We start from the raw sequence: 25,124 nt of genomic DNA, 5'->3' as shown, positions 1-25,124 counted from the left end.
ATTCTTTGATTTGCCCATCATCAAAAAATTAGTTTTGATCACACAGCAGATAATGCTTAACCACAATTATGACAGATATTAAATTCACCTATATTATTTTAGAAACTTTATTATTTATAATTTTTCTAATTTCAGGATATTTATTGTCTAAAGCAAAGAGCAATTCACAGTATTGGAAAATAGCATTGATTCCAATTATCGCTTTTGCAATTATCTCAGGATTGCGTTTTGGTCGTGAAATTGATTATAACGTTTATTATATGAATTACATTTTCAGTCGTAAAAACAATGAAATGGAATTTTTATTCATGCAATTAGTTAATGCATTTAAATATTTTAGTATTCCGTTTTATGGATTTGTTTTATTTTGCAGTACCTTCTTAATTACTAGTTTATTATATTTTTTAAATAAATTCAGAAAGGCTGTTTTTTTTATTTTGCCATTATTCTTAGGTATAATGGGAATAGAGAACCTGATAAGATGGTATCTCGCATTCAGTTTTATTCTTATTGCAGTTAAGGTGCTATTGGACTCCCGTTACTTCGTTTCAGTACTTTTTGTAGTACTTGCAATTTTAGTACACAAAGGTATTTTACTATGCGTAATCGTTGTTTTCTTATTTTATGTACTGTCTAATAAGGTGATAATTAATCACAATGTTGCAGTTCTATTATTTGCAATTACTATGTTTTTAGGTTCTGTAGATCAGTTAATTACGGTTGCATCTGTATTTAATACGGTATCAATATCAGATTCCTCAAAAGAATCAAATTATATGGAGAACGCTCAGTCTATTGCTTCAGGCGATATGAGTACAGGTATTTACAAAACTGGACCATTAACTAAAATTATAATTTTTATTTCTTATGTTTTCCCAATATATTTTGGCGGAAAATATCTTTTGAAAAACAAACTTCAAAATAAAGAGTATATATGGTTATATAATTTAGCTACATTTTCAATAATTATTATGCCTATTTTTTCTCTTGTTGATGTTTTTAATCGGATATCAGGTGCTTTGATGATCTTTACGATAACATTTGTCGGAATGTCAACTTTGTATTTTTATAAACTAAGACATAAAAATACAGTAATATATTGTTTGTTATTAATCAGTTTTTCCTGTTCCTCTTTTCTAATTTTAAGAATTCCATTTTATATGATTGGTGATTCTAGAATGTTATTTATTTGGGATGCCAATGGGCGAAATTATTTGCCTTTTTAGTTTGAAATATAAAATAAAGTCTTTTCAAGGGAATTTTAAAACAACCCAAAAATCACATTAAACGATCAAATTCACCGATACTATTTCAATATAGTAAAGTAGTAAATACTTTTTTAGACAATTATCTTGTAATTTTTTCGGATAAACTTTTAACTCTTTTTACCAAAATGAAATATTTAATCTGCCAAGAGTGGAAAAACACTAAAGGGAATCATGCGGGTATGGTTCATTTATGTAAATTGATTCACAAGAAAAATCCAATTGATTATAAATTGATCATTGTTCCAGATATTATCATTTATTTTTCGAGTAAATTATTAATGTCAATTCAATTTAAAATTCAATCTTATATTTATAATATAATTTACTTTTTTATTACTTTAAAGTTGGCATTGAAAATTAAAAAAGGAGATTCTATTTTTCTATTTGAATATCTTTTAAAGGAAAGAAATCAGTATTTTATTGCAAAAATTTTAAATTTTTTCTTTGGTTACAAAATAACGGTTTATGGTCTAGCGCATTTAACTCCAACACGATTAGACTTAATGTATAGTAAACAGGAATTATTAAAATACACCTCTGTTTTAGACTATAGCTTAACGCTTGGATCAAGTTTAACTGATTATCTAGTTGTAAATGATGTAGAAAAAGGAAGAGTTATTACTACTTTTCACTATGTAGATACAGCGTATTATTTTCCGGTTAAAGTCTCAAGTACATCAAGTGATTTCACTGTTATTGTTATGGGAATCCAAATGCGTGATTTTAATATGATATCAAATATTGTGAAAACAAATTCATCAGTTCAATTTATAATCTGTCAGGCTTTTTTTAAAATGGATAGTTTTTTTAAGGATTGTCTGAACGTAAAGCTTAAAGGATTTATGGAGGAAGATGAACTTAAAAAAGAAATTGGAAAGGCTGATGTTTCTTTAAATCTAATGATAGATACCGTAGGAAGTAATGTTATAACAACATGTATGGCAATGGGTTTAGCATTAGTTGTTTCTGATGTAGGCTCTATCAAAGATTATTGTGATGAAGAAAATGCAATTTTTTGTAAAAATGAAATAGATTTTAATGTGGCTATTAAAAACCTTAAAGAAAATAAAGAATTATTATTAAATATGCAAAAATCATCATTGCAAAAATCAACCTTTTTTAAATTTGAAAATTTCTATTGTTTTTTTAATACTATTTAATTTTTTATTTATAAAAAACAATACCTATTTATGATTGAAACCAAAAAAGATTTACTGTTATGTATTCATCTTGAATTAAGCATCTACTCAGAATATATGTTTGATTCAAAGTCAAGATATTTCATGTCAAGGGTTAAAAGAGAACCAAGTAGAATGATTTACTCTTTTTTACTTCTGTCTCGCAAAACTGATTTTTATTTTTTGGCCCAAAAAAGTGGTAGTTTTTTAACTAAGGTTTTATACCTATTTTATATTTCCAAAAAAAATCGTTTAGGAGAAAAATTAGGACTTGAAATAGAGACTACTAATATCAAACCTGGTTTACTGATTTACCATTATAATATTGTAATTAATGGGAATAGTCATCTAGGGAAAAATTGTCACCTACATGGTAATAATTGCATAGGGAATGATGGTAAAAGTAATGAATGTCCTGCTATAGGTGATAATGTTTCATTAGGTGTAGGCGCAGTGGTAATTGGCAATGTTACAATTGCAAATAATATCAAAATTGCTGCAGGCGCTGTTGTAGTACATTCTTTTTTAGAAGAGGGAATAACTATTGGTGGAATTCCTGCTAAAAAAATAAAATAGAAAAGATTACATATTTATAGATTAATATTTTTAAAAACAGAATGAAACCGAATAAAGTTAAAGTAAGTATAATAGTCCCTGTTTATAATGTAGAAAAATATCTTTCACGTTGCATGGGGTCTTTAATGAATCAAACATTAAAAGATATTGAAATTATTTTAGTTGATGATGGTTCTCCAGATTCTTGTCCTAAAAGGTGTGATGATTTTGCCGTTCAGGATTCTCGTATAAAGGTAATACACAAACTTAATGGAGGTCTTGGTTTTGCACGTAATAGCGGTTTAGAAATTGCAAGTGGTGAATTTGTTGCTTTTGTTGACTCGGATGATTATGTTGATTTAAAAATGTATGATACGTTATATAATCAAGCAAAAGAATTAAATTTAGATACGCTGTTTTGTGGTTTTAATAATGTAGATAACAAAAATAATGTTCATCCTGTGTTGGAAGTTAAGGCTCTTAAAGTCTTTGATTCTCAAAATGAAATTCAAAATTTTCTATTGGATATGATTGGTACAGAACCTGATTATGCAGTTGACAGGAAATATCAAATGTCTGTATGGCATGCTATATATTCAAGAAATTGTATAGAAAATAAAGGTATTCAATTTTGTTCAGAAAAAGAATTTATTTCTGAAGACATCATTTTTCATATCGATTACCTTCAAAAGGTAAATAAAATTGGAATTATTCCTGATCCTATGTATTATTATTGCGACAACATTAATACAGCTTCTTTATCGACTGGTTTTAGAAATGATAGATTTGAAAGATATGTGACATTATATAATGAAATATGTTCACGATTATTATTAACAGAAGCTGATACTAGGGCAAAAAGAATGTTAATAGGTTACACTAGATCACTACTATTTCTTTTGAATGATTACAATATGACTTTTGTTCAAAAAATAAAAATTATTAGTTCTATAAGCTCTAATAGTATTTGGAATGATATTCATATCCAATATGACTACAGAAAACTTCCTTTTTATCAAAAAATAATTTTTATTCTAATTAAAAAAAGATATAATAAACTACTACTAATTCTTACGAAGATTAAAAAAATCTATCGAATATAAGTTTTTTTTAGTAAGATTTTTAGCTTTAAATTTTAATTTCTAAGAATAAAATTATATAGGATATGCTACAATTAATTCATGAAATAAAGCAATTAAAAGGGAACAGCAAAGGAATTATATTTATATGTGCCTTTCGTACAAGTAATTTTTTTACAAAAACTAGAAGTTTAAAAATTTTTGGTTTCCCAATACGAATTGTTTATAAAATTTTATTTCAATGGGTATTAGGGATTGACATAGATGATACCACAAAAATCGGATTTGGCTTTAATGTTTATCACGGACAATCTTTAATAATTAACAGCGGTACTATTATTGGCAGAAATGTAATTATCAGACACAATACAACAATAGGTATTGCAAAAGAAGGGGGTAATTGTCCAATAATTGGTGATAATGTTACTATTGGTGCAAATACAGTTGTAATTGGGGACATTAAAATAGGTAATAATTCTATTATAGGAGCTGGATCCGTCGTAATAAGAGATGTTCCAGAATACACAGTAGTTGCTGGTAATCCAGCAAAAATAATTAGTACAATTTATGAAATCACCATGATTTCAAATCACAAACTGGAATGAAGAATGGCGATAGCATATTCCATTAAAAAGCAAATATTATCTAGATATGAAAAATAACAAACGTGTTTTAGTTGTTGCTACATCTTCCAAAACTAGAGGAGGAATAACCGCCGTTATTAATTCATATAAAACCACAAAGTTTTGGAAAGATTTTAATTGTGTATGGATTGAGACTCATATTGATAAAAGTCATATTGATAAAATTATATATTTTGCTCGAAGCTTAGTTAAATTCATAGTTCTTTTACCAACGGCAAGTTTAGTTCATATTCACCTTAGCGCTCCAACATCAGCAAAAAGGAAATATCCCTTTTTGGTATTGGCCAAATTATTTAAAATCCCAATAATAATTCATTTTCACGCCTTTAGCGCGGAATCCAGTATTGATAAAAATTATTTCAAACTGTATGATAGAATTTTTAATATGGCAAATACAATTATTGTACTATCTGAAAGCTGGAAAAAGGGAATAAAGAAAGATTTAAAGATTGATGCAATTACAATTAAAGTTCTTTATAATCCTTGTCCAAAAATCATTCCGAAAAATAATATCTTAAAAACAAATACCATATTGTACGCAGGTACTTTAGAGAGCCGAAAAGGATACAGAGATTTAATAAACGCATTTGCTAATATTGCCAAGCTTTATCCAGAATGGAAATTAGTTTTAGCAGGCAATGGTGAAATTAATGAGGGCATAGAACTTTCGAAAGAGCTACAGATTGGAAATCAAGTTGTTTTCAAAGGATGGGTATCTGGAATTGAAAAAGAACAACTATTTAGAGAGGCTAATGTGTTTTGTCTACCAAGTTATGCTGAAGGTTTTCCAATGGCAGTTCTCGATGCTTGGGCTTATGGTTTGCCAGTAATAACAACTCCAGTAGGTGGTATTCCAGATATTGCTATAGATGGAAGTAATATGTTACTATTTAATCCTGGTGATATACAATCTTTAAGTGAAAAATTAAAAATCATAATTTCAGCTCAGTTAATTAAAGATACGATTAGCAACGCTTCTGTAGAATTTTCATTGAATCAATTTTCTTTAGATTCAATCACAAGTCAATTAAATACTATTTATCAAAAATATATAATTTAAAAATCACTAAAAAACTGTGTGGTTTTTCTATTATAAAAAAATTTAGATTAAGCAGATTTTTACAATAAATTTGCGATTTTTTTGTGTCAAAGAGAGTGATGTGAATAATAAATAGCTTCAAGGTTTTGATGAGGTACTGCTTATTTTAAAACAAATTAATATTACTAAGAAATGTCTTTTTTTATCCCAAAAATTCAAATTTTCAGACTAAGATTAAATCTTTTAATAGAGTAATTAGCGGCTATTCTTGAAGGAAAATAAAGTTGGTACTTATTATATAATATTTGTAAAATCACTTCTAAATTTATTTCTATCTTTTGTGTTTTATCACAAAAAAACAAACATTTATTTTTAATAGCTTCAAGTGGGAAATGCCATCCTATAAAATAGACTCTCAATCAATACAATTGCCAAACGTAATTAAGCAATTGTAAAAAGAGCCTCTTATACCGTAGAAATCAAATTTCTATTTTCATTTTTTAATGTTAGAATTTCTTATAAAAATGGCCTCATTTAAAAACAGCATTAGTTTTTTACTTTCTTAAAATTTAGTCTTAAAATTTAAAAATAATCACATCCCCGTTTAGTAAATAGATCCCAAATCTACCAGCTATTATTTCCTCCACCCAGTGGGAGTAGGGCTTTGTTTTTTACATTTTTAAATTTTATTTATATGTCAAAGCTAAGAACCTCAATTCCGTTGCTCAATTATGCCGTTTATAATGGCAATTTATCTGAAGCTGTTTTATCTGATAAAACGCTTATTAACACGATTAATCAATATTCCTTTTGTATGGCATTACAGGATGCTGAATTCAAACAGGCATTAGAACAGTCGGATATTTTACTTCCTGATGGGATGGCCATTGTAGCTGCAATGCGTCTTTTGAAGGCGGGAAAAATCAATAAAATCGCAGGTGCCGATATCCATTTGCATTTGTTAAAGGATTTAAATGAAAAAGGAGGAAGCTGTTTTTATTTGGGTTCCTCAGAAAACACATTGCTGAAAATTAAGGAGCGCTTGTCAATTGAATTCCCGAATGTGCGTGTACAAACCTATTCTCCGCCCTTTAAAACTAAATTTTCTGCGCAAGAAAATCAAGAGATGATCGCTTCGATTAATACGTTTGTTCCTGATGTTGTATTTGTAGGAATGACAGCACCTAAGCAAGAAAAATGGGCTTTTCAGCATAAAGCGTTATTGCATACTCAAACGATTTGTACCATCGGAGCCGTTTTTGATTTTTATGCTGGGACTGTATCTCGGCCGTCTTCTTTTTGGATTAATTTGAGATTGGAATGGTTTATTCGTTTGGTTAAAGAACCAAAGCGTATGTGGAAAAGGTATTTGTATTATGGACCTGTTTTTATTGCGTATGTTTTTAGGACAAAAATGGGACTTGTTTTAAAAAATGAATAGGAGTTGCATTCCAAATTTTCCTTTCAAAGAAGGGTTTGTCCAGTTAATAGACGGATAGTTCAACTTTTCACTGATTAGAAAATATAGTTACAAACGATAAAAACAAAGCAAATTGAAATATAGAATTATTTTATTGTCGTTTTTAGTATGTATTGGGGGCATATTTTATTTTTCCTGGTTACCTGACCCTACTTTAGAAACCGAGACTTATTTGCCTTTATGGCTAAGGAACTGGAGTAATTGTTACTTTAATCTAAGGACTGCCATTCCGTTTTTGGTATTGGGTTTTTTATTGGAAGCTCGGGGTTCAAACACAAATAGATCTTTAAGGATCAACAGCGATTTTACTTTTAGGATAATAAATAGTGCTGTAGCTATAGTCGTAGTTTGCGTTGCAGAAGGAGGACAATTTTTTATTTTGAACCGACATCCCGATTTTATGGATGTTGTTTTTGGGATTTTGGGCAGTCTATCGGGTAATCTCCTATATTATTTAACAAATATTTTTTTACAATTATTTTCTACTAAAGATGCGTAACAGACACAAATTTACCTTTATTTTTTGCTGTATAGTAGCTGATTTTTTGGCTATGATTATCGGGACATTAGTATTTTTGAGTTTTTCAAAAGATGATGCTGTAGATTGGAATGTATTTTTACTCAATAACATGATTCTTGTTGCTATACTGACCTGGTTGCTTCCGATTTTGTATTTTAGATTGTATCGACTGGATACTCTTTTTAGTCTGGATGCATTTTACCGTAATAGTTGGCGAGCTTTATTGGTACAACGTATTCTTTGGCAATGTTATATTTTTATATTTCAAGGAACATCGCAATACACCCTCGGTATTAGTGCTAATTTATTTCAATTAAGTTTTTTGCTTTTCTATTTTTTAGTATCCAGGGTTTTTTTTACTGTTCTTTTAGTTCAAATGAAAAAATGGGTAAAGATGCCTTTTAATGTTGCTATCTGGGGATTTAATTCCACAAGTATCGAATTAGCCGCAAAGCTCGAAACGAATAACTATTTCATTAATTTTTTGGGGATTATCAATGACAATACGGACGTAGTTTATCAAAATAAAAAAGCGTTTAGTTTTGCCCTTTCCGATGCCATTCACAGGGCTTCAGCTGCTAATGTTCAGGAATTGTACATCGTGTCAGAGCCAAAATTTATTATTGATTTAAATTATTATTTTGAGTTAGCGGATAACTACTGTATGCGGTTGAAATTTGTACCTGACTTTTCCATGATTTCAAAGGTGCCATTCAGTAGCAGTAATTTCAACAATTTTCATGTCATTAAACCCAGAAATGAGCCTCTTCAAGATGCCTATAACCGCTTGACGAAAAGAATATTTGATATTATTTTTAGCCTTTTGGTTGTTCTTTTCGTTATGTCCTGGCTGTATCCCATTTTAGCGCTGATTATTAAAAGACAAAGTAAAGGCCCCGTTTTATTTAAACAATTGCGAACGGGCAAAAAAAACGAATCTTTTTGGTGTTATAAATTCCGAAGTATGCAAGTTAATTCGTTAAGTGATAGTCATCAGGCTCAAAAAAAAGATGCTAGAATTACACCTATAGGCCAATTTATCCGGCGTACCAGTATTGATGAGCTCCCTCAATTTTTTAATGTCTTGCGAGGAGACATGAGTGTGGTAGGTCCACGTCCACATATGCTTAAACATACCAAGGATTACAATGACCAAATCAACAATTTTATGGTGCGTCATTTTGTAAAACCGGGAATTACAGGGCTTGCTCAAGTTTCAGGTCTCAGGGGGGAAACTAAAAAGGTTTCAGACATGAAACGCCGCGTCAATGCCGATATTGATTATTTACAAAATTGGAATCTGATTAAAGATGTTAAAATTTGTTTTTTGACAGTAATTGTTACCCTGAAAGGGGATGAAAATGCTTTTTAAACTTAAAAATAATAATTTATGATGATCACCTATTACTTAGCAGGTTTGCTATCAGGTATTTCTGTTGCTTCTTTTTTTATTGGTAAAGAATTGTACCGCTTCTACATTAAAAATAAGATACAGAAAAAAAAGTTAGATCGCTTATCGCGATTGAATGAAAAAATTAAAAATTCGTATTCCATGGATGTTGTTGAAATGTAAAAACAAAAAAAGAACGCGGATAAGACGAATTTATTTTGTAAAAACAGCGATAAAATAGATTCTTAAAATTGCATTAATCAACAAGTGAAATATTTTTTCATATGCGTTTTCGCTTTTTGCGGATCCGTATCATCCGCATCTATAAAATAAGTGCAGTTAGCGAGTTTTACGTAAGTCCTGTATCTTTTCTATTAGGATTACTATTATCCAAATAGTTACACAATTAAATTTATAAAGCCCCAATTATGATCATTCAATTCCCGAGAGTAATACTTGTATTACTCTTATTACAAGTAATTTCATCCTGCACTTCCAGTTCGAAAATAACCTATTTACAAGATGTTTACACCAAAAAAAGTGCAAACGAAAAGAGTCCGGATTACGAACCAAAGTTGCAAATTGACGATCTTTTGAGCATTATTGTTTCGGCCGACAATCCCGAAAACACTATTCCTTTCAATTTGCCGCAAATTCAAGGGAGTTCCGATATTAGTAGCAGTCAAAATAATATAAAAACCTATCTAATTGATTCCCATGGAGAAATAGATTTTCCCGTTATTGGTAAAATAAAATTAGCTGGGTTAGCTCGGAGTGAAGCCAATAAAAAAATGGCAGCTTTAGTTTCGGAGTACATTAAAAATCCAGGCATAAATTTGCATATTCTCAATTTTAAAGTATCGGTGTTGGGAGAGGTAAATCGTCCAGAGAGTATCCCAATTAATAGCGAACGCATAACGCTATTAGAAGCTTTAAGTAAAGCCGGGGATTTGACCATTTACGGTAAGCGCACTAATATTTTAGTGATTAGAGAAGTAGAAGGGGTGAAAACTTACGGAAGTATTGATATTACCAAATCGGATTTTATAAATTCACCCTTTTATTATTTGGCACAAAACGATGTTATCGTGGTACATCCGAACAAAACCAAAATTAATGCAGCTGCAGTGGGCCCTAATACCTCTGTTATTATTAGCTCCATTTCCTTACTGCTTACTTTACTAGTACTACTTAAACCATAACAACGATGCAAGACCCATTTTATATGTTGGAAGAAGAGAATGAAAATAACAGCTTTAGCAGTCTGAAACACTATTTACGACACTGGAAATGGTTTGTTTTAAGCGTGATGCTTTGCTTAAATTTTGCCTTCATAAAATTACGCTATACTACACCACAATTTAAAGCAACGGCTAAAATACTCGTTCGAGATGAAAAAAAAGGAAGTCTACCTTCAGAGTTGGGTGCTTTTGCAGACCTTGGCTTATTGAGCGGTATGAAAAACAATGTGGATAACGAGATTGAAATTTTGAATTCGATCACCTTAATAGAAAAAACAGTACAAAAATTGCATTTTAATATTACTAGCTATTTGATAGGCAATATAAGAGATATTGAGGTGTATAAGGAAACTGAGCCCTTTGAATTTACTGTTGTCAACGCTAGCGATAAATTCTATCAAAATACCACGAATTTTAAAATAAAGATTACTTCCGCCAAAAATTTTGAAATACTACTTTCGGACGGAAAAGTTTTAGGTTCCTTTCATTTTGGAACTCCGATTTTAATTGATGAAGCGCGAATAGTAGTCCAAAAACTACCTACTTTTAACGCCATAAATCCTGTTGGAAATAGTTATGAAATTTTTTGTGACCCTATTAGAGCTGTTGCTTCAGGCTATAGTAGTTTATTAACAGTAGAGTCGTTAAGTAAAACCAGCAGTATTGTAAATCTTGAGATGGCTAATGCCGTTCCTAAAAAGGCAGAGGAATTTCTAGATGAACTTATTACCATATATAATGAAGAGGCCATCAATGATAAAAATATGATTTCTGAAAATACTCAGAAATTTATCCAGAAACGTTTGGTAAATATTTCCGAAGAGCTGGGAGATGAAGAAAGTAAGGCAAAAGGATTTAAAGAAACCAACCAATTATTTGATATTCCTACCAATGCCAAAATTTATTTAGATAATTATTCGGAAGTTGAAAAGGGGCTCATTGAAACTGAAACAAAGCTTAGGGTGATAGAAATCATGATTGATTTTATGAAACACAAAAGCAAATCAGAATTAGTTCCTGCAGAGCTTATCCCTACCGAAAGAGCATCTGGACCAACAAATCCATTAATCTTGCAGTACAATAATTTGGTTTTGCAAAACAATCGCTTGATAAAAGACGGAAAAAAAAGCAATAGTACCCTTGTCAATATTGACCAACAATTGACCGATTTAGAACGGGATATTATGCAAAGTTTAGTACAGTTTAAAGGGACGATTTTGGTAGAAAGAACGAATTTAAACAAACAATACGATGTATTGTCTGATAAAATAAATCAAATTCCAACTCAAGAGCGAGAATTTAGGATTATAGAACGACAACAAAAAATTAAGGAAGGTTTATATTTGTATCTAATCCAAAAAAGGGAAGAAACGGCCATTTCTTTATCAGTTACAGAGCCTAATGCTAAAATTATAGATACAGGTCGTGCATCACTTATTCCTATTTCACCTAAAAAAAGTGTTTTTTATCTGGTGGCACTGTTTATAGGTTTAGGAATACCTTTTGGTATTTTATTCCTTATTTTTAAGTTAGACGATAAAATTCACAATGCTAATGATGTGGAAGTTAATAGCAAGAATGTACCTATTCTAGCGGAATTACCTTCATTAGATGAAAATAGTGCATCGGCGTCACAAAACTTAGAAGCCTTTAGGACCTTAGCCCATAATACCGAGTTTATTACCCCTTTTACCGATAGTAAACTGGGTAAGGTTTTTTTTGTTACTTCTTCCATTAAAGGAGAGGGAAAAACATTTGTATCCTATAATTTGGCCAATGCTTTTGCTCATTTAGATAAAAAAATATTACTGGTTGGTGCAGATTTTAGAAATCCACAGTTACACAAGTATCTGGATCAAATGCGAAAAGTAAGTAAAGGGTTATCCAATTACCTGCATGATGCTTCTTTACAATGGCAAGATTTAGTTTGCAGAAATAAAGGCGATGAATTTTCTTTTGATGTTTTATTATCGGGAGACATTCCGCCAAATCCAACGTTGTTGTTGTCCAATCAGCGATTTAATAGTTTTATAGAAGAGGTGAAAAAAGAATACGATATCATAGTTTTCGACACACCACCCACTTTATTAGTTACAGACTCCCTAATTATTTCAAAATATGCCGATACGACTTTATATGTAGTACGTTCAGGGGTAACGGAGAAAAATTTAGTGGCCTATTCCAGTAAGCTTCATGTTGACAAAAAAATCATCAATATGGGTTACGTTATCAATGATGTAGATCTTACAAGCTCTTATGGCTATGGTTATAACTATGGCTACGGCTACGGCTACGGTAAGGATACAGAAAAAAAAGCATGGTATAAGCGCTTTATTTGATTTACAAATAAGTGATTTTAATTTGAGTGCAATTACTCAATTGAGTGGTTGCTTTTTTTATACGATAAAACAGCATTAAAACTATACATAAAATATGGTTTTTATAAAGAGTATTTGATTTCCATAACAAAAAAAGGAAAAGAAGGTTTAGCAGAAATTAACTGGATTATGATTGGCTTGCGTGAAAAAAAATTTAAAGTAATTGATGGTCAAAAAGTAATTCGAATAGAAGATTATAAATTATCAATATCAAAACAAATATTGACCCATGAAGAATAAATTATGGACATGACAAAAACCGATGTCTTGATCTATTATACCGAAGATTGTTCTGAAATTTGTGCCAGGTCCAGCGGAACAGAACCTAAAAATAAATTTTACATCAGCGTTAATGCAGAATTGGATTGTATTGAAAATTTCACAAAAATTGCATCTCACTTAAATGAAAAAATAAAAAATATTACGTTACAATTCCAATTTTATTAAATATTTTCTCTCTAAAAACTGACAGGATGAATAATTTATCAATTATTTATTACAGTTTCATTAATTATACTAATTAACTCATTCATTTTAGTAAATACCACTATGAAAAAATCAATTATTTTATCAGGAATATTATTTATATTATCCCTAACAACGCTACACGCCCAAGAAATTAATACTACGATAAAAGAAGAATCTAGTACTTTAAGCCGTGTTGAGTCTCCAAATTATTTTATAAGTTTAGGTTTGAACACCATTGATAATGGAAATAGTAAATTACCTTTTAATACCGGAGATTGGTCATTTAAAACTCCTTTTTTTATAAGATTGGAGCGTAGCCTTAAATCAAATTTCGCCGTTACATTGTCTTTTTCTACTAATAGATTGAAAGTTGACTCTGGGGAGAAGTTTTATTTTAATGTGGATTTTTCAGGACTATATTATTTTGATGACTACATTTTTAACAATAAGAATATCGAGACTTATGCTGGTTTAGGATTAGGACGCTATTATTTGGAGAATAACGGCAATAATACTTTTAATATAAACCTTGGTGGACGTTATTGGTTTTCTAAAAGTTTTGCAGTATCGCTTCAAGGAATTGGTCGAGTAGGCCTGCAATCCGTAAATGAAGATGTATTAAACTATTATGAATATAATTTAGGGATTGTTTGGAGAAATAGTTCAAGAAAAAATGTACTTAAATAGAAATGTATTTTAAAGAGTCATATAAATTAGAAAAGTTGCCACAATCAATAGGAGTCATTCAGTAATTTATAAAAATGGTTAAACGGTTAATATTCATATCAATAGATGGATCAGAATGTAAATAAATTATGAAGTTTAAAAAAATTATTTCTAGGGGTATAACTGAAAAGCCGACTGGTCTTAGTGAGTTTGAAGTGCTAGAAATGACAGAATTTTATTTGGGACTTCTTAAAATACAAAAGAAACGACCCCAGTTTAATGTAGCTTTCGTGATGAAGGAAGTCTACTCGGAATCAGCGTTTAAGAACTTTATGTTACATTATACTTAAAAAAAGATGAGTTATTAAAAACAGTATTTTTTTGCAACAAATCACCAATTTTATTTTTTTTGGAAAATAGAATTGGTTTTTTTATTAATTCATCAATATGCTTCTCATTATGAATGTCGGTACCCGTGAAATCATACATATCATTTTCCAATAATGTTTCTGCGATTTTTTGAATCTCTTTGCCATAGTATCCTGTCAATGACAATAGGTTAAGTTGAAAGTATACACCAGACGCTTTTAATTTATTGAATTTTCTAAAATCGTTATGAAAATATAAATACCGTTCCGGATGCGCAATTATAATTTTATACTCTTTTGATTTTAATTCAAACAGCATTTCGTATAAGTCTATTGGATTATTGAAAAGAGGTAATTCCACTAATATGTAAGGATTTTGAATATATAACAGCGTTTCTTTATTTATTCGTTCTATTAAGGTAGCGTCCAACATATACTCACTCGCATATCCCTTTAAGAAAGATGTGTTGGAATTGATTTCTGTAGCATTATCATAAGCGTTTTTTATACTACTAGCGCGATTGTTCCAATACCCTTTATAAGTATGAGGCGTAGCTATAGCACCAGCAATATTTATTTCCTTCATTCTAGCTATAAGGATAGTGGTTTCTGCCACTGTTTTAGCTCCATCATCAATCCCCGGTAATAAATGATTGTGGATGTCGATATAATCATTTGGAATTAAATCTTTTAAGTAGTATTTTGATTTAAAAAAGGTTAACATAGTATCTGTTAAAAAAATAAGTACAAAATTAGTTGTATTTTTTTTAAAACCCGTTGCTATTAAGGACAAATTAGCCTAATTATGGCTATTAAAACATTTTAAATGTTTTTAATGCTTTCCGTTTTATCTTTATTTGAATGGAAAAAACGGTCAAATTGACCACCACCTTCTAGTATAAATTGACCACCTGATTTTGCGTTTTATGATAATCAAAAAATTAAAGTTTGTTTCCGTTTTTTTACTAATCACAGTTGCCTTGTGTTATTTTTCTTGTAATAAAGATCATTCTAAAAACAAAGCGATTTCAACTGCAGATTTCTTAAAAAATCTTGAGATTAAAATCAAACAAAAACCTGATTCGGTACTTTTTTTTACAACTGTTTTGTTGCAAAATGCATCAAAAAACACTTTAAATGATGAGAAGTTGTTGGCAATTTTTCAACTTCGCCAAAAAGCATTTGCTACACTTCAAAATATGGATTCTGTTTTGTCCAGTGGAGAAGCGGTGCGAAAAATTGCTTCAAGAATTCCGGACTTGCTCGCATTAGCGCAATCATTGCTGATTACTGTAGAAGGAAATGTGGATTATGGCTCAAGCAAAAAGCTTGAAAAATACCTTCCCGGTGCAATTACTGTTTTTAAGAAGCGCAATATGTTGCTTTAAATGAATCGTTTGAATGCCGTTTATGGAGCACTTTTAATAAATAAGGGGGAGTATAAAAGTAGACTGCACCCAAAAGTTTAGACAAATTTATAATTAATTTTGATAATAATGAGCTCGATATTGTATCGGGCTCATTCCTTTTAGATTTATTTTGATTCTTTCATTATTGTAATATTTTATATATTCTTTAATTTCTTTTTTTAAGTGGTTTAGGTCTTTAAATTTCATAAGATAAAACAGTTCTGATTTTAATATGCCAAAGAAATTTTGTATAACAGCATTATCTAAACAGTTTCCTTTTCTTGACATACTCTGGACTAATCCTTTTTCTTTCAAGAGCATTTGATATTGTTTCATTTGATATTGCCAGCCTTGATCGGAGTGTAATATTAAATTAGTATTATTTGGTATTCTTCTAAAAGACTTTTTAAGCATATTTGTTATTTGATTAAAATTTGGCCTTTCAGATAATTCATAACTTATTATCTCTCCGTTAAATAGATCAAATATAGGTGATAAGTACAATTTATTGCCAGATATATTAAACTCAGTGACATCGGTTGCCCATTTTTGATTGGGTTGTATTGCTTTAAAATTGCGTTGTAATATATTTGGAGCTATTTTTCCTTGTTCTCCTTTATAGGATTTATATTTTTTGATTCTAATTAAACTTTTTAGTCCTAAAATTTTCATTAATCTCAATACTGTTTTTTGATTAATTACGATTCCTTTCTGTCTGATTGCTAAAGTAATACGACGATAACCCAACCTGCCTTTATGGTGATTGTAAATCTGTATAATCAAAGCTTTAATATCTTGATATTTATCGTTTAATTGACTTCTTTTTTCATAGTAATAATAACTACTTCTAACCATATTCATACAATCGAGTAATAACTCTAAATCATATTTATGCCTTAATTCCATTATGGTTTGAGCCTTTTGTTTTGATTGGCTTGTTCGGCTTGAACTAAGGCATTGTACTTTTTTAAAATTTCGTTTTCTGCACGTAAATATTCCAGTTCCCTTAAAAGCTCTTCTTCTCGTGTTAAGGTTTTGTCTGTTTTTCTCTTTTTCCTTTTAAAATTCATAGTTACAGGTCTTCCTTTAGGTTTAAGTTGTAAACCTGTTATACCTTCAATTTCGTATTTTCTTTGCCAACTTGTTATCGTTGACTCTCTTGGAATATTAAAAGTTAAACAGGCTTTACTCAAAGATATTGACTTATTTTCAATAGCTTGTAGTACTTTTAGTTTAAAATTTACACTATAGTTTTTGTTTTTCTGTCTTGGTGAAAGACCTTCATTTCCAAATTCAATATAAAACTTAATCCAGCGATTAAGATTTGAACTTGCTATACTATTTTCATAAGCTACAGAATTAACTGAGCGAGGTTTTCTTAAAACTTCTTCTACACAGCGAAGTTTAAATTCATAATTGTATTTGACTTTTCTTTCCATAAAAATGCCCCCAAATAGTGTCTAACTTTTTGGGGGCAGTTCAAAGGGCTCAAGAACTACTTTTAAAAGCCTATATACTGTTTGGTCAACTTAAGGGACCACTATATAAAGCTAAAGTTAGTGATTTAATAGGAACCAATTACGGTTATATGGGAAGTCCGAAAGAATCTCTAAAATTTTATATGGAAGCGCTGACTATCGCCAAAAATCACAAAGATTCCCTTTTATTATCGACTATATCCAGTAATTTAGGTATTTATCATAGAAAAGTTAATCCGAGCATTGCCATCAATTATTATAAAAAATCACTGTCATACATTCCCAAAGGGAGAAAATGTTTGGATCGTATTTAAAATCACACTTTATGGAATTATCTTTTTAATGTGGGTTTTATTTACCAAAAAAATTAAATTAAGCCATGCAGCTCTATAAATCAGACAACCAACGTTTTCTTGCAGGATTGGTTATAATCGTATTAATCTACTCCATTTATTTTTAAATTTTGCAGATAACACTAGATATGATATTTATTTGATTCCAAGAAAAATTTGTCGTATCATAATGTTTTTCACTACAATTACAGTTTATGTGATTGGGTCTATACATTTAGGTAAAATTAAGCAACAGTGGATGGCCACATAATGGCATATTGTTCATATTTCACTCTTACTAACCATAACTTTAATCGGTATTTATGATTGGACTTTTGGTATGGTTGCTTTTTCAATTAAATTAGTAGCATCCTCTTTGCAAGAATTTTTGATTTCACCTGTTTTCTATGTAGGTATGGGGGTTCTAAATTCTAAATTTGGTGTTAAAAGTTGCATCTCCTGATTGTATTGTCCCCGATAAATAATTCAAGACAGATGCAAAAAATTGCCTGTAGTCTCCCTACTGAAGAATTTAAATACTAATGGATTTGAGGCGAGAGGTTTGGGGGAGTGAAGGATAAGCTTTTTTAAAACTGATTTATGTATTTTAAAATAAATTTGGGTCATATTAACTTTCCTGACATTATTACCTAGTACATTCATAAAGTTTGAGAATAATAGCTTTTACTTGTCGCTAATTTTTCTCTAACATAGATCTGCAATCAGTAAAGAATACTTCTTTTAAAATCTGCTTATGCAAGTCCCAACCTCTTTTTTTGTTAAGCAGGAGTTATAACTTTTGTGCAGATGTCTCTTTCTGACAAATCCTTTTTACTCATTTGATTTTACTTTAGTTTTCAATAACTAACATGCTTTTTACAATATCTTTTTCAGTTCTATTCTTTCTTTAGCTTCGGTTAAAAGCAAGTGTATTTTTTCTTCAAATTGTTTTTTGGGAGGTAGGTCTGTCCAATATTCGGCTACAATTATTCCGTCTTTGTGCATTTCAAGCAATTCGATTTGTTCTCTGCTGCTTTCGGCACAAAGTATTAAACCTATTGGTGTGTTTTCTCCTTCTTGTTTTTCGTATTTGTCTAACCATTTGAGGTATAATTCCATTTGACCTTTGTGTTTGGCTTGGAATTTCCCTAATTTTAATTCTATGGCTACTAATCGTTTCAATTTCCGATGGTAAAAAAGCAAATCTAAATTGAAATCTTCGCCATCTATAATCATCCGTTTTTGGCGTTCTACAAAGGTAAACCCTTTGCCCAGTTCGAGAATAAATTTTTCTAATTCGTATAATATTGCCTGTTCTAGATCTTTTTCTAAAAAAGTGTTTTGCAAACCCAAAAAATCTAAAACATAAGGGTCTTTGAATGTACTTACTGGTATTTTATCTGAATTGGTAGTTTGCGCATCTGCAATTCCTGTTCGTTCAAATGTTTTTAAAGCAATTTGATTTCTTAATTCTCTTTTTCCTAACGTTTCATTAAAAGCTTTATGAGCATAAAACATTTTTGCATCATAATTTTTTAAAGGTAAAAGAATAAGAAAATGAGACCAACTTAAATGTCGTGCCAGTGGTACGACATTTTCAAATTCAGAAAACTGTTTGGCGAACTGCAACATTCGGCGAAGGTTTTTTTCCTCGAAATTGCGGCCATATTTTTGAGTTAATTGTCGTGCCACTGTCACGACAATTTGTTTACCGTATTCAGCCCGTTCGTTTTGTAAAATATTTTGGTTAATACAATTCCCTATATGCCAAAATAGTAAAGTAAGCGAACTATTGACTTGAATTGAAACTTGCTGTTGAGTTTGCTCAATAAGTTGGGATAACTCATTAAGTAAATCAGTTTCAATAATTGTTAAGCTGTTGCTGTTCTCTGTCTTTTTATTACTCATTGTACTGTTGTACTAAATTTATTTTAATTCTTATTGGATTGTAAATGCAGTGCATTAGTAATTAAGAAACTATTTATTGTTAATTAGCCCAGACAATATAAGGAATATGTTAAATTAACTCCAATTTACAAACATAGTAAAAAGCAACGGATTGTAAAAGAATGAAATTGGATTTAAGGTAGGATTCTTACCTTTTTTGGGATAAAAAATAATTCCTTTTTTTATTTCAAAAATGCACAGATTTATAAGGCTAGATCACCTCTTCAGTTATCAATAAGGGGTTCTACCTGTTCATATTTTAGGCTTGTGAACTGGCAGAATTCCTCTATGCTTACCAACTCGTTTTGCAGTTTATTACATCCCCTCTGATGGTTTATAACAATCGAATGCTTTGTCGATAAATGTTTTGTGTCTCCATGAGGCCGAGGTTTAAGCTCTTAGGTACTTTTAGATTTTATAGTTATATCATAATATAAATTTCCAAACGAGTACTTGCTTCCTAACTAGAACCGGGCTATTAACAATTCATTAACGATATCGTGTCGATTTGATGGTATTGAAAACTAGGGGTATTTCTCTTATTTTGACTCCTATAAACAAAGGGAAATATTTATGTTGAATGTTAGTCAAAAGGAAAAAAAATGCGCGAGGTATCTTGCCTGTGAAATGTCAAAAGCACAGCGATCTGTATTTGAAATCGAATTGTCTTTAGACGATGATCTACTAGCTGTATTTGAAAATTTTAAAACAATTTGGATTAGTTATCCCAATAGTGAATTGCCCAAAAGAACTATTTCTTTCGAAGAAATCCTTAACAAATATAATAAAACAGAAAAGGTTAAATCTGTAAAAGTTTCCATAAAAAAAAAGGCAGTGCTATCTATGGCTTTCCTATTGGTTTTTTGTCTGGGGTTTTATTTCATCGGAATGACACAATCTGAATATACAAATCATAGAATTGCTCTTAAAGGGCAGCGCCTTACTTTTATTTTACCGGATAGCAGTACTGTTATTTTAAATTCGGGCAGTGAAGTTAAATATTCCAGTGATTTTGGAAAACAAAGAGATATTTGGTTGGAAGGCGAAGCGTTCTTTAAAGTTACAAAGAATATTAATTCTCCTTTTATTGTCCATACCAATGATTTTAATGTGAAAGTTTTAGGAACAGAATTTAATGTCAGTAGTACCATCCTTAATCAAACGGTTTCTTTAGCAAAAGGAAAGGTACATGTTTTACTTAAAGAAAGTAAGGATGAGATTAACCTATTACCAAATGAAGAATTAGTTTGGAATTCTAAAACCAAAGTAGTGATTAAAAGAAATTTTGATGTTAATAAGGTTTCTGCATGGAAAGACAATATACTCATTCTGGATGATGAGAAATTTAAAGACGCACTTCTAAAAATTAATCAATTCTATGGAGTGAATTTTATCATTAAGGATGCAGCCATTGCAAATCAACATATAAAAGGTGCTTTTAAAAACCTGACAATTGATGAATTTATAACTTCTCTAGAGTTTATTTCAGATGTAACCATAATAAAAACCATTCAAAATAACATCGAGATTACCAAGTACCATGAAAATTAACCCAACAAAAATTGGCAGTAGTGATTGCTTTTCAGACGATTATTTATTTCAGCAAATTCGGAATGGCCAATACGAGGCGATGGAACTTTTCTTTAATAGGTATTATGCTCCTTTGTGTCGTTTTGGAATGAGTTATGAATCGAACTCTTGCCTTGTCGAAGAAAAAGTCGCTGATATTTTTATTCAGTTGTGGAACAATAGAAATATTATTGATAAAATTAAAAACCCGAAATCCTATATCTATGTAATAGTAAAAAACAATTTAAAAACAGCACGGAAATCAGAGCACTTTCATCAACAAATAGATGAAGAAAAAACTATAAATACTATGTTTTCTCCTAGTAGGGAGCAAGAGATTATTGAAAATGAACAAAAGGAAATAAATACCAGTTTGATACGTGAAATCTTAGATATTATCCCTAAAAAATCACGTCAGGCCTTTGAACTCAGTAGAATCGATGGATTAAAATACAAAGAAATTTCGGAAATTCTAAACGTCACTCCTAAAACGGTTGAAAATCATATAGCTATCGCACTAAAATATATTAGTAGAGCCTTGGAGTCCTATAAAAAAAGAGGATTAGTTAACTCCATTTAGTAATTAGTAGAAAAACTAGCTTTTTTTAAAATCAGTTTAGTTTGAAAAACAACAATAAATAATCACAGATAAAATGAAACAAAAAATTATACTAACCTTATCCTTATTACTACTGTTTGGTACTGGGGTGATTTATTCGAATACTTCAAATAAAAGTATTGTTGAAGTAAATGCAGCTATAAAAGAGAAAATTAATTTAAACCTAAAAGACGTATCGATAAAGCAAACCTTTATCCTCATAGAAAGGCAAATAAACAATAAGTTTATTTATATGTCAGACCAAAATTTTCTTCAAAAGAAAATTTCCATTACGATAAACAACCAAGATCTAAACCAAGTTTTAGCGGTTTTAAAAACAAAGGCGAGTCTTGATTTTAAGATCACTAAAAGTGGTGTTTTAGTAAAAGAAGTGATTGGAATTACTCCTAAAGCCATTCCTAAAAAGGTCCAAGAAAACCGAAAAATTTCAGGAATGGTTTTGGACGAATCTAATTTGCCTATTCCTGGTGCTTCTGTTTTTGTAGCAGGAACTAGGATAGCCACAACCACTGATTTTGACGGGAAATTTACTTTAAGTGTTCCTGTAGACGCAACTATTTTGTCAATTAGTTATGTGGGATTTCAAACTAAAGAAATCAATATTGAAAATAAGACCGAAATTAAAGTAGTACTCAATCAAGATGAAACGTCTTTAAAAGAGGTAGTTGTAACAGCCCTAGGTATAAAGCGTGAAGAAAAATCATTGGGATATGCCGCACAATCACTGGGTGAAAATGCTGTAAAAGATGCCAAATCAAATAACTGGGTAAATTCTCTTTCTGGAAAAGTTGCTGGTCTAAATATACAGGGATCTGGTGCAGGTCCTATGGGTTCTTCAAGAATAACACTTCGAGGGGAGTCATCACTTAATCTTGATAATAACCAAGCTTTAATAGTTTTGGATGGAGTTCCTGTGAGTAGTAAGATTACAGGTACCGGATTCTCTTCTCACCTGTCACAGGATAGCCCCGTTGATTTTGGTTCTACATTATCAGATATAAATCCCGAAGATATTGAAAAAGTTACGGTATTAAAAGGTGCTGGTGCAACTGCTTTATATGGAACTAGAGCCGCTGGTGGTGCAATTATTATTACTACCAAGTCGGGCAAGACTAAAGATAAAGGAATAGGAGTAACAATTAGTAGTAATTTTAGTTTTGATCAAGTAAATCGTTGGCCGGATTACCAATTTGAATATGGAGAGGGACGAACAGATAAATACTATTCTTACTTAGATAGTTCTGATGGTCTAAATACAAGTACAAATGTAGGTGCAGGAAGGGCATGGGGACCAAAATTTGACGGACAGTCCTATTTTCAATATAATCCTAATGCTGCAGATGGTAAACCTACTGAACGTACTCCGTGGGTTGCTAACAAAAATTATATTTCTGGATTTTTTAAAACAGGTACTACACAATCAAATAGTATCGCATTAGAAGGGGGAAATGAGAAAGGGTCTACCAGATTATCGATTACTCATCTTAAAAATGATTGGATTCTTCCCAATACTGGTTTTGAAAGAATAAATGCTTCTTTATCTGTAAATCAACAAATCTCTGATAAGCTCAAGATAAATGGTAAGATGAATTATACGAACAAAAAAAGTGATAATCTTCCAGCTGCCGGATACAATAATCAATCGATTATGTATTTTCTTATGATTGGTACAGCTCCAAATATAAAACCAGAATGGTTTAAACCTTATTGGGAGCCTGGACTTGTTGGTGTCAAACAAAAGAATCCCTTCAATACAGGTCCTGATAATCCTTATCTTGGAATGTATGAAATGCTCAACAAAATGAACAAACATGGGGTGATTGGAAACGTATCAGCAACGTATCAGTTTACTAATAAGCTTGAATTTATGGTGCGCTCTGGTCTGGATATGTCAAATGAATTCAGATCACAACAACGTCCTTTTAGCATGACTAAATATGCCCGAGGAATGTATAGGGAACAAAATGTATTTAGTTATGAAATAAATACGGATGCCTTGTTAACCTATAAGAATGCACTTAATGATAATATTAATTATAACCTTACAGCTGGTACAAATGCAATGAGACAAAACTATGATTTTGCAGGACTTTATGCGGATCAGTTATCTCAACCCGGAATTTACCAAATATCAAATAGCTTGGATCAAGCAGTTGCAGATCCTTTAAAAACAAAGAAAGCGATTAATAGCTTTTATGGTTTAGCACAATTTTCCTATCAAGAAAAAATATTTTTAGATATTACGGGTCGTAATGACTGGTCAAGTACTTTGCCTTACGGTAACAATTCCTTTTTCTATCCTTCGATTAGTTCTAGTTTCCTGATTCACGAGATAGCAAACTTACCGTCTGTTTTCTCCTTTGCTAAATTTAGAGTTTCGTGGGCACAAGTTGGTAACGACACTAGACCATACCAAACCGATAAATATTATGACAGGATATATGGTAATAGCTTTACCAACACAACAACATTATTCAATGCTAATTTAAAACCAGAGATAACTTCTAGTATAGAAACGGGTATTGATTTTAGAATGTTTAAAAACCGCTTATCGATCGATATGGCTTATTACAATAATAATAGTCGCAATCAAATTTTAGCAATTCCTTTAGACCCTGTGTCCGGATATTCAAATGCAATGGTAAATGCAGGTTTAATAAACAGTAGAGGAATGGAGCTTGCTGTAACAGGAAAATTAATAGCAAAAAGTAAATTCAAATGGAATAGTACTCTGACTTGGAGCCGTAATAGAAGTTATGTTAAAGAACTTGCTCCAGGTATAACAAACCAGGTTATTTACAACCATGAAAGTAATGTTAGTATCGAAGCCAGAGTGGGTGGCAGAATGGGAGACATGTACAGTAGAGGTTTTCAGAGATCTCCTGACGGTCAGATTATTTATACTTCAGCCGGTTTACCTGCTACATTGGATCCTGTGATGAAAAAACAAGGTAATGCTTTTGCTGACTGGAAAGCTGGATTGATGAATGAGTTTACTATCGGAAAAGTGAGACTGAGTTTTCTTCTAGACGGACAAAAAGGAGGTAGTATGTATTCCCAAACCAATCATAAGAATAATACACTGGGAAAAACCAAGGTTACGCTGCCTGGTCGTGATGGTGGAATTGTTGGTCAAGGTGTTGTTTTACAATCAGATGGAACGTATCTTCCTAATACCGTTAGAGTAGCAGCAAGTTCCTACTATGAAAATTATTATACCATCAGTAATGGAGAAACTAATATTTTTGATGCTTCTTTTATTAAGCTAAGAGAAGTTCGTATCGAATTTAATTTACCTAACAGCCTCTTAAAAAAGGTAGGAATGAAATCTGCAAGTCTTGCTTTTTACGGAAGAGACTTATTTAATTTCACCAAGTTCCCAGGTTTTGATCCCGAAGGAGGAAATCTAAATAATGGCACACTAACTCCAGGTGTAGAATTAGCTCAATTTCCTTCTACCAGAACGATAGGAACCAATCTTATCCTTAAATTTTAA

Annotated in this window: 24 protein-coding genes; 20 read left to right on the top strand and 4 right to left on the bottom strand. The window is 31.0% G+C overall.

Going from position 1 to position 25,124, the window contains the following annotated elements:
* Positions 1-68 precede the first annotated feature (68 nt).
* From ACM55K_RS13430 to ACM55K_RS13360, 15 genes are all read left to right on the top strand, one after another.
* Positions 69-1,226 carry an EpsG family protein gene (locus tag ACM55K_RS13430; RefSeq protein ID WP_416850786.1) on the top strand — a complete coding sequence of 386 codons (1,158 nt, stop codon included), beginning with the start codon at positions 69-71 and terminating at the stop codon, positions 1,224-1,226.
* Positions 1,227-1,393: 167 nt separating this feature from the next.
* Positions 1,394-2,428, top strand: a complete 1,035-nt coding sequence (locus tag ACM55K_RS13425; RefSeq protein ID WP_416850785.1) for a glycosyltransferase — start codon at positions 1,394-1,396, stop codon at positions 2,426-2,428.
* Between the two features lie 30 nt (positions 2,429-2,458).
* Positions 2,459-3,022, top strand: a complete 564-nt coding sequence (locus ACM55K_RS13420; RefSeq protein WP_416850784.1) for an LbetaH domain-containing protein — start codon at positions 2,459-2,461, stop codon at positions 3,020-3,022.
* 41 nt (positions 3,023-3,063) lie between these two features.
* Positions 3,064-4,104 (top strand): glycosyltransferase, encoded by a 1,041-nt coding sequence (locus ACM55K_RS13415; RefSeq protein ID WP_416850783.1) that lies wholly within the window; start codon positions 3,064-3,066, stop codon positions 4,102-4,104.
* A 62-nt stretch (positions 4,105-4,166) separates the two neighbouring features.
* The gene (locus tag ACM55K_RS13410) at positions 4,167-4,685 is read left to right on the top strand and encodes a serine O-acetyltransferase (RefSeq protein ID WP_416850782.1); all 519 of its coding nucleotides are present in this window, start codon (positions 4,167-4,169) and stop codon (positions 4,683-4,685) included.
* Positions 4,686-4,731: 46 nt separating this feature from the next.
* Positions 4,732-5,784, top strand: a complete 1,053-nt coding sequence (locus ACM55K_RS13405) for a glycosyltransferase family 4 protein (protein WP_416850781.1) — start codon at positions 4,732-4,734, stop codon at positions 5,782-5,784.
* 673 nt (positions 5,785-6,457) lie between these two features.
* Complete coding sequence (locus ACM55K_RS13400) at positions 6,458-7,204, top strand: WecB/TagA/CpsF family glycosyltransferase (protein WP_416850780.1); 747 nt, start codon at positions 6,458-6,460, stop codon at positions 7,202-7,204.
* 112 nt (positions 7,205-7,316) lie between these two features.
* A complete protein-coding gene (locus ACM55K_RS13395) occupies positions 7,317-7,742 on the top strand; it encodes a hypothetical protein (protein ID WP_416850779.1) in 426 nt (141 codons plus the stop codon).
* A complete protein-coding gene (locus ACM55K_RS13390) occupies positions 7,735-9,135 on the top strand; it encodes an exopolysaccharide biosynthesis polyprenyl glycosylphosphotransferase (RefSeq protein WP_416850778.1) in 1,401 nt (466 codons plus the stop codon). The genes ACM55K_RS13395 and ACM55K_RS13390 overlap by 8 nt, the downstream gene beginning before the upstream one ends.
* An 18-nt stretch (positions 9,136-9,153) precedes the next feature.
* Positions 9,154-9,336: a hypothetical protein gene (locus tag ACM55K_RS13385; RefSeq protein ID WP_416850777.1), complete on the top strand. Its 183-nt coding sequence runs from the start codon at positions 9,154-9,156 to the stop codon at positions 9,334-9,336.
* 245 nt (positions 9,337-9,581) lie between these two features.
* Positions 9,582-10,355, top strand: coding sequence for a polysaccharide biosynthesis/export family protein (locus ACM55K_RS13380; RefSeq protein ID WP_416850776.1), 774 nt, complete (start codon positions 9,582-9,584; stop codon positions 10,353-10,355).
* A gap of 5 nt (positions 10,356-10,360) precedes the next feature.
* Complete coding sequence (locus ACM55K_RS13375; RefSeq protein WP_416850775.1) at positions 10,361-12,733, top strand: GumC family protein; 2,373 nt, start codon at positions 10,361-10,363, stop codon at positions 12,731-12,733.
* Between the two features lie 48 nt (positions 12,734-12,781).
* Positions 12,782-13,012: a hypothetical protein gene (locus ACM55K_RS13370; protein WP_416850774.1), complete on the top strand. Its 231-nt coding sequence runs from the start codon at positions 12,782-12,784 to the stop codon at positions 13,010-13,012.
* Between the two features lie 3 nt (positions 13,013-13,015).
* Positions 13,016-13,219 (top strand): hypothetical protein, encoded by a 204-nt coding sequence (locus ACM55K_RS13365; RefSeq protein WP_416850773.1) that lies wholly within the window; start codon positions 13,016-13,018, stop codon positions 13,217-13,219.
* 102 nt (positions 13,220-13,321) lie between these two features.
* Positions 13,322-13,927, top strand: a complete 606-nt coding sequence (locus tag ACM55K_RS13360) for a hypothetical protein (RefSeq protein WP_416850772.1) — start codon at positions 13,322-13,324, stop codon at positions 13,925-13,927.
* Positions 13,928-14,236: 309 nt separating this feature from the next.
* On the opposite strand, the gene ACM55K_RS13355 is transcribed toward ACM55K_RS13360, so the two are convergent.
* On the bottom strand, positions 14,237-14,998 hold the full coding sequence (locus ACM55K_RS13355) for a tyrosine-protein phosphatase (RefSeq protein ID WP_416850771.1): 762 nt from the start codon (positions 14,996-14,998) through the stop codon (positions 14,237-14,239).
* Between the two features lie 202 nt (positions 14,999-15,200).
* Between ACM55K_RS13355 and ACM55K_RS13350 the strand changes: the two genes are divergently transcribed.
* Entirely contained in the window at positions 15,201-15,662 is a 462-nt protein-coding gene (locus ACM55K_RS13350) for a hypothetical protein (RefSeq protein WP_416850770.1), read from the top strand.
* A gap of 93 nt (positions 15,663-15,755) precedes the next feature.
* Here ACM55K_RS13350 and ACM55K_RS13345 read toward each other — a convergent pair whose 3' ends face one another.
* Together ACM55K_RS13345 and ACM55K_RS13340 are read right to left on the bottom strand one after the other, a co-directional pair.
* Positions 15,756-16,679, bottom strand: a complete 924-nt coding sequence (locus tag ACM55K_RS13345; protein WP_416850890.1) for an IS3 family transposase — start codon at positions 16,677-16,679, stop codon at positions 15,756-15,758.
* Positions 16,589-17,122, bottom strand: coding sequence for a transposase (locus ACM55K_RS13340; RefSeq protein ID WP_416850769.1), 534 nt, complete (start codon positions 17,120-17,122; stop codon positions 16,589-16,591). The genes ACM55K_RS13345 and ACM55K_RS13340 overlap by 91 nt, the downstream gene beginning before the upstream one ends.
* Positions 17,123-17,139: 17 nt before the next feature.
* Here ACM55K_RS13340 and ACM55K_RS13335 point away from each other — a divergent pair, with 17 nt between their 5' ends.
* Positions 17,140-17,475, top strand: coding sequence for a tetratricopeptide repeat protein (locus ACM55K_RS13335; RefSeq protein ID WP_416850768.1), 336 nt, complete (start codon positions 17,140-17,142; stop codon positions 17,473-17,475).
* A gap of 894 nt (positions 17,476-18,369) precedes the next feature.
* On the opposite strand, the gene ACM55K_RS13330 is transcribed toward ACM55K_RS13335, so the two are convergent.
* Positions 18,370-19,401 (bottom strand): PDDEXK nuclease domain-containing protein, encoded by a 1,032-nt coding sequence (locus tag ACM55K_RS13330; RefSeq protein WP_416850767.1) that lies wholly within the window; start codon positions 19,399-19,401, stop codon positions 18,370-18,372.
* Between the two features lie 666 nt (positions 19,402-20,067).
* On the opposite strand from ACM55K_RS13330, the gene ACM55K_RS13325 reads away from it, so the two are divergent.
* The 3 genes from ACM55K_RS13325 (at position 20,068) to ACM55K_RS13315 (ending at position 25,124) form a co-directional block, all read left to right on the top strand.
* Positions 20,068-20,991: a FecR family protein gene (locus ACM55K_RS13325; RefSeq protein ID WP_416850766.1), complete on the top strand. Its 924-nt coding sequence runs from the start codon at positions 20,068-20,070 to the stop codon at positions 20,989-20,991.
* Positions 20,981-21,589 (top strand): RNA polymerase sigma factor, encoded by a 609-nt coding sequence (locus ACM55K_RS13320; protein WP_416850765.1) that lies wholly within the window; start codon positions 20,981-20,983, stop codon positions 21,587-21,589. The genes ACM55K_RS13325 and ACM55K_RS13320 overlap by 11 nt, the downstream gene beginning before the upstream one ends.
* 73 nt (positions 21,590-21,662) lie before the next feature.
* A complete protein-coding gene (locus ACM55K_RS13315; RefSeq protein ID WP_416850764.1) occupies positions 21,663-25,124 on the top strand; it encodes a SusC/RagA family TonB-linked outer membrane protein in 3,462 nt (1,153 codons plus the stop codon).

The sequence above is a fragment of the Flavobacterium arabinosi genome, from assembly GCF_048158725.1.
Taxonomy (GTDB): Bacteria; Bacteroidota; Bacteroidia; order Flavobacteriales; family Flavobacteriaceae; genus Flavobacterium; species Flavobacterium arabinosi.
This window is presented reverse-complemented; position numbering and strand designations above follow the sequence as displayed.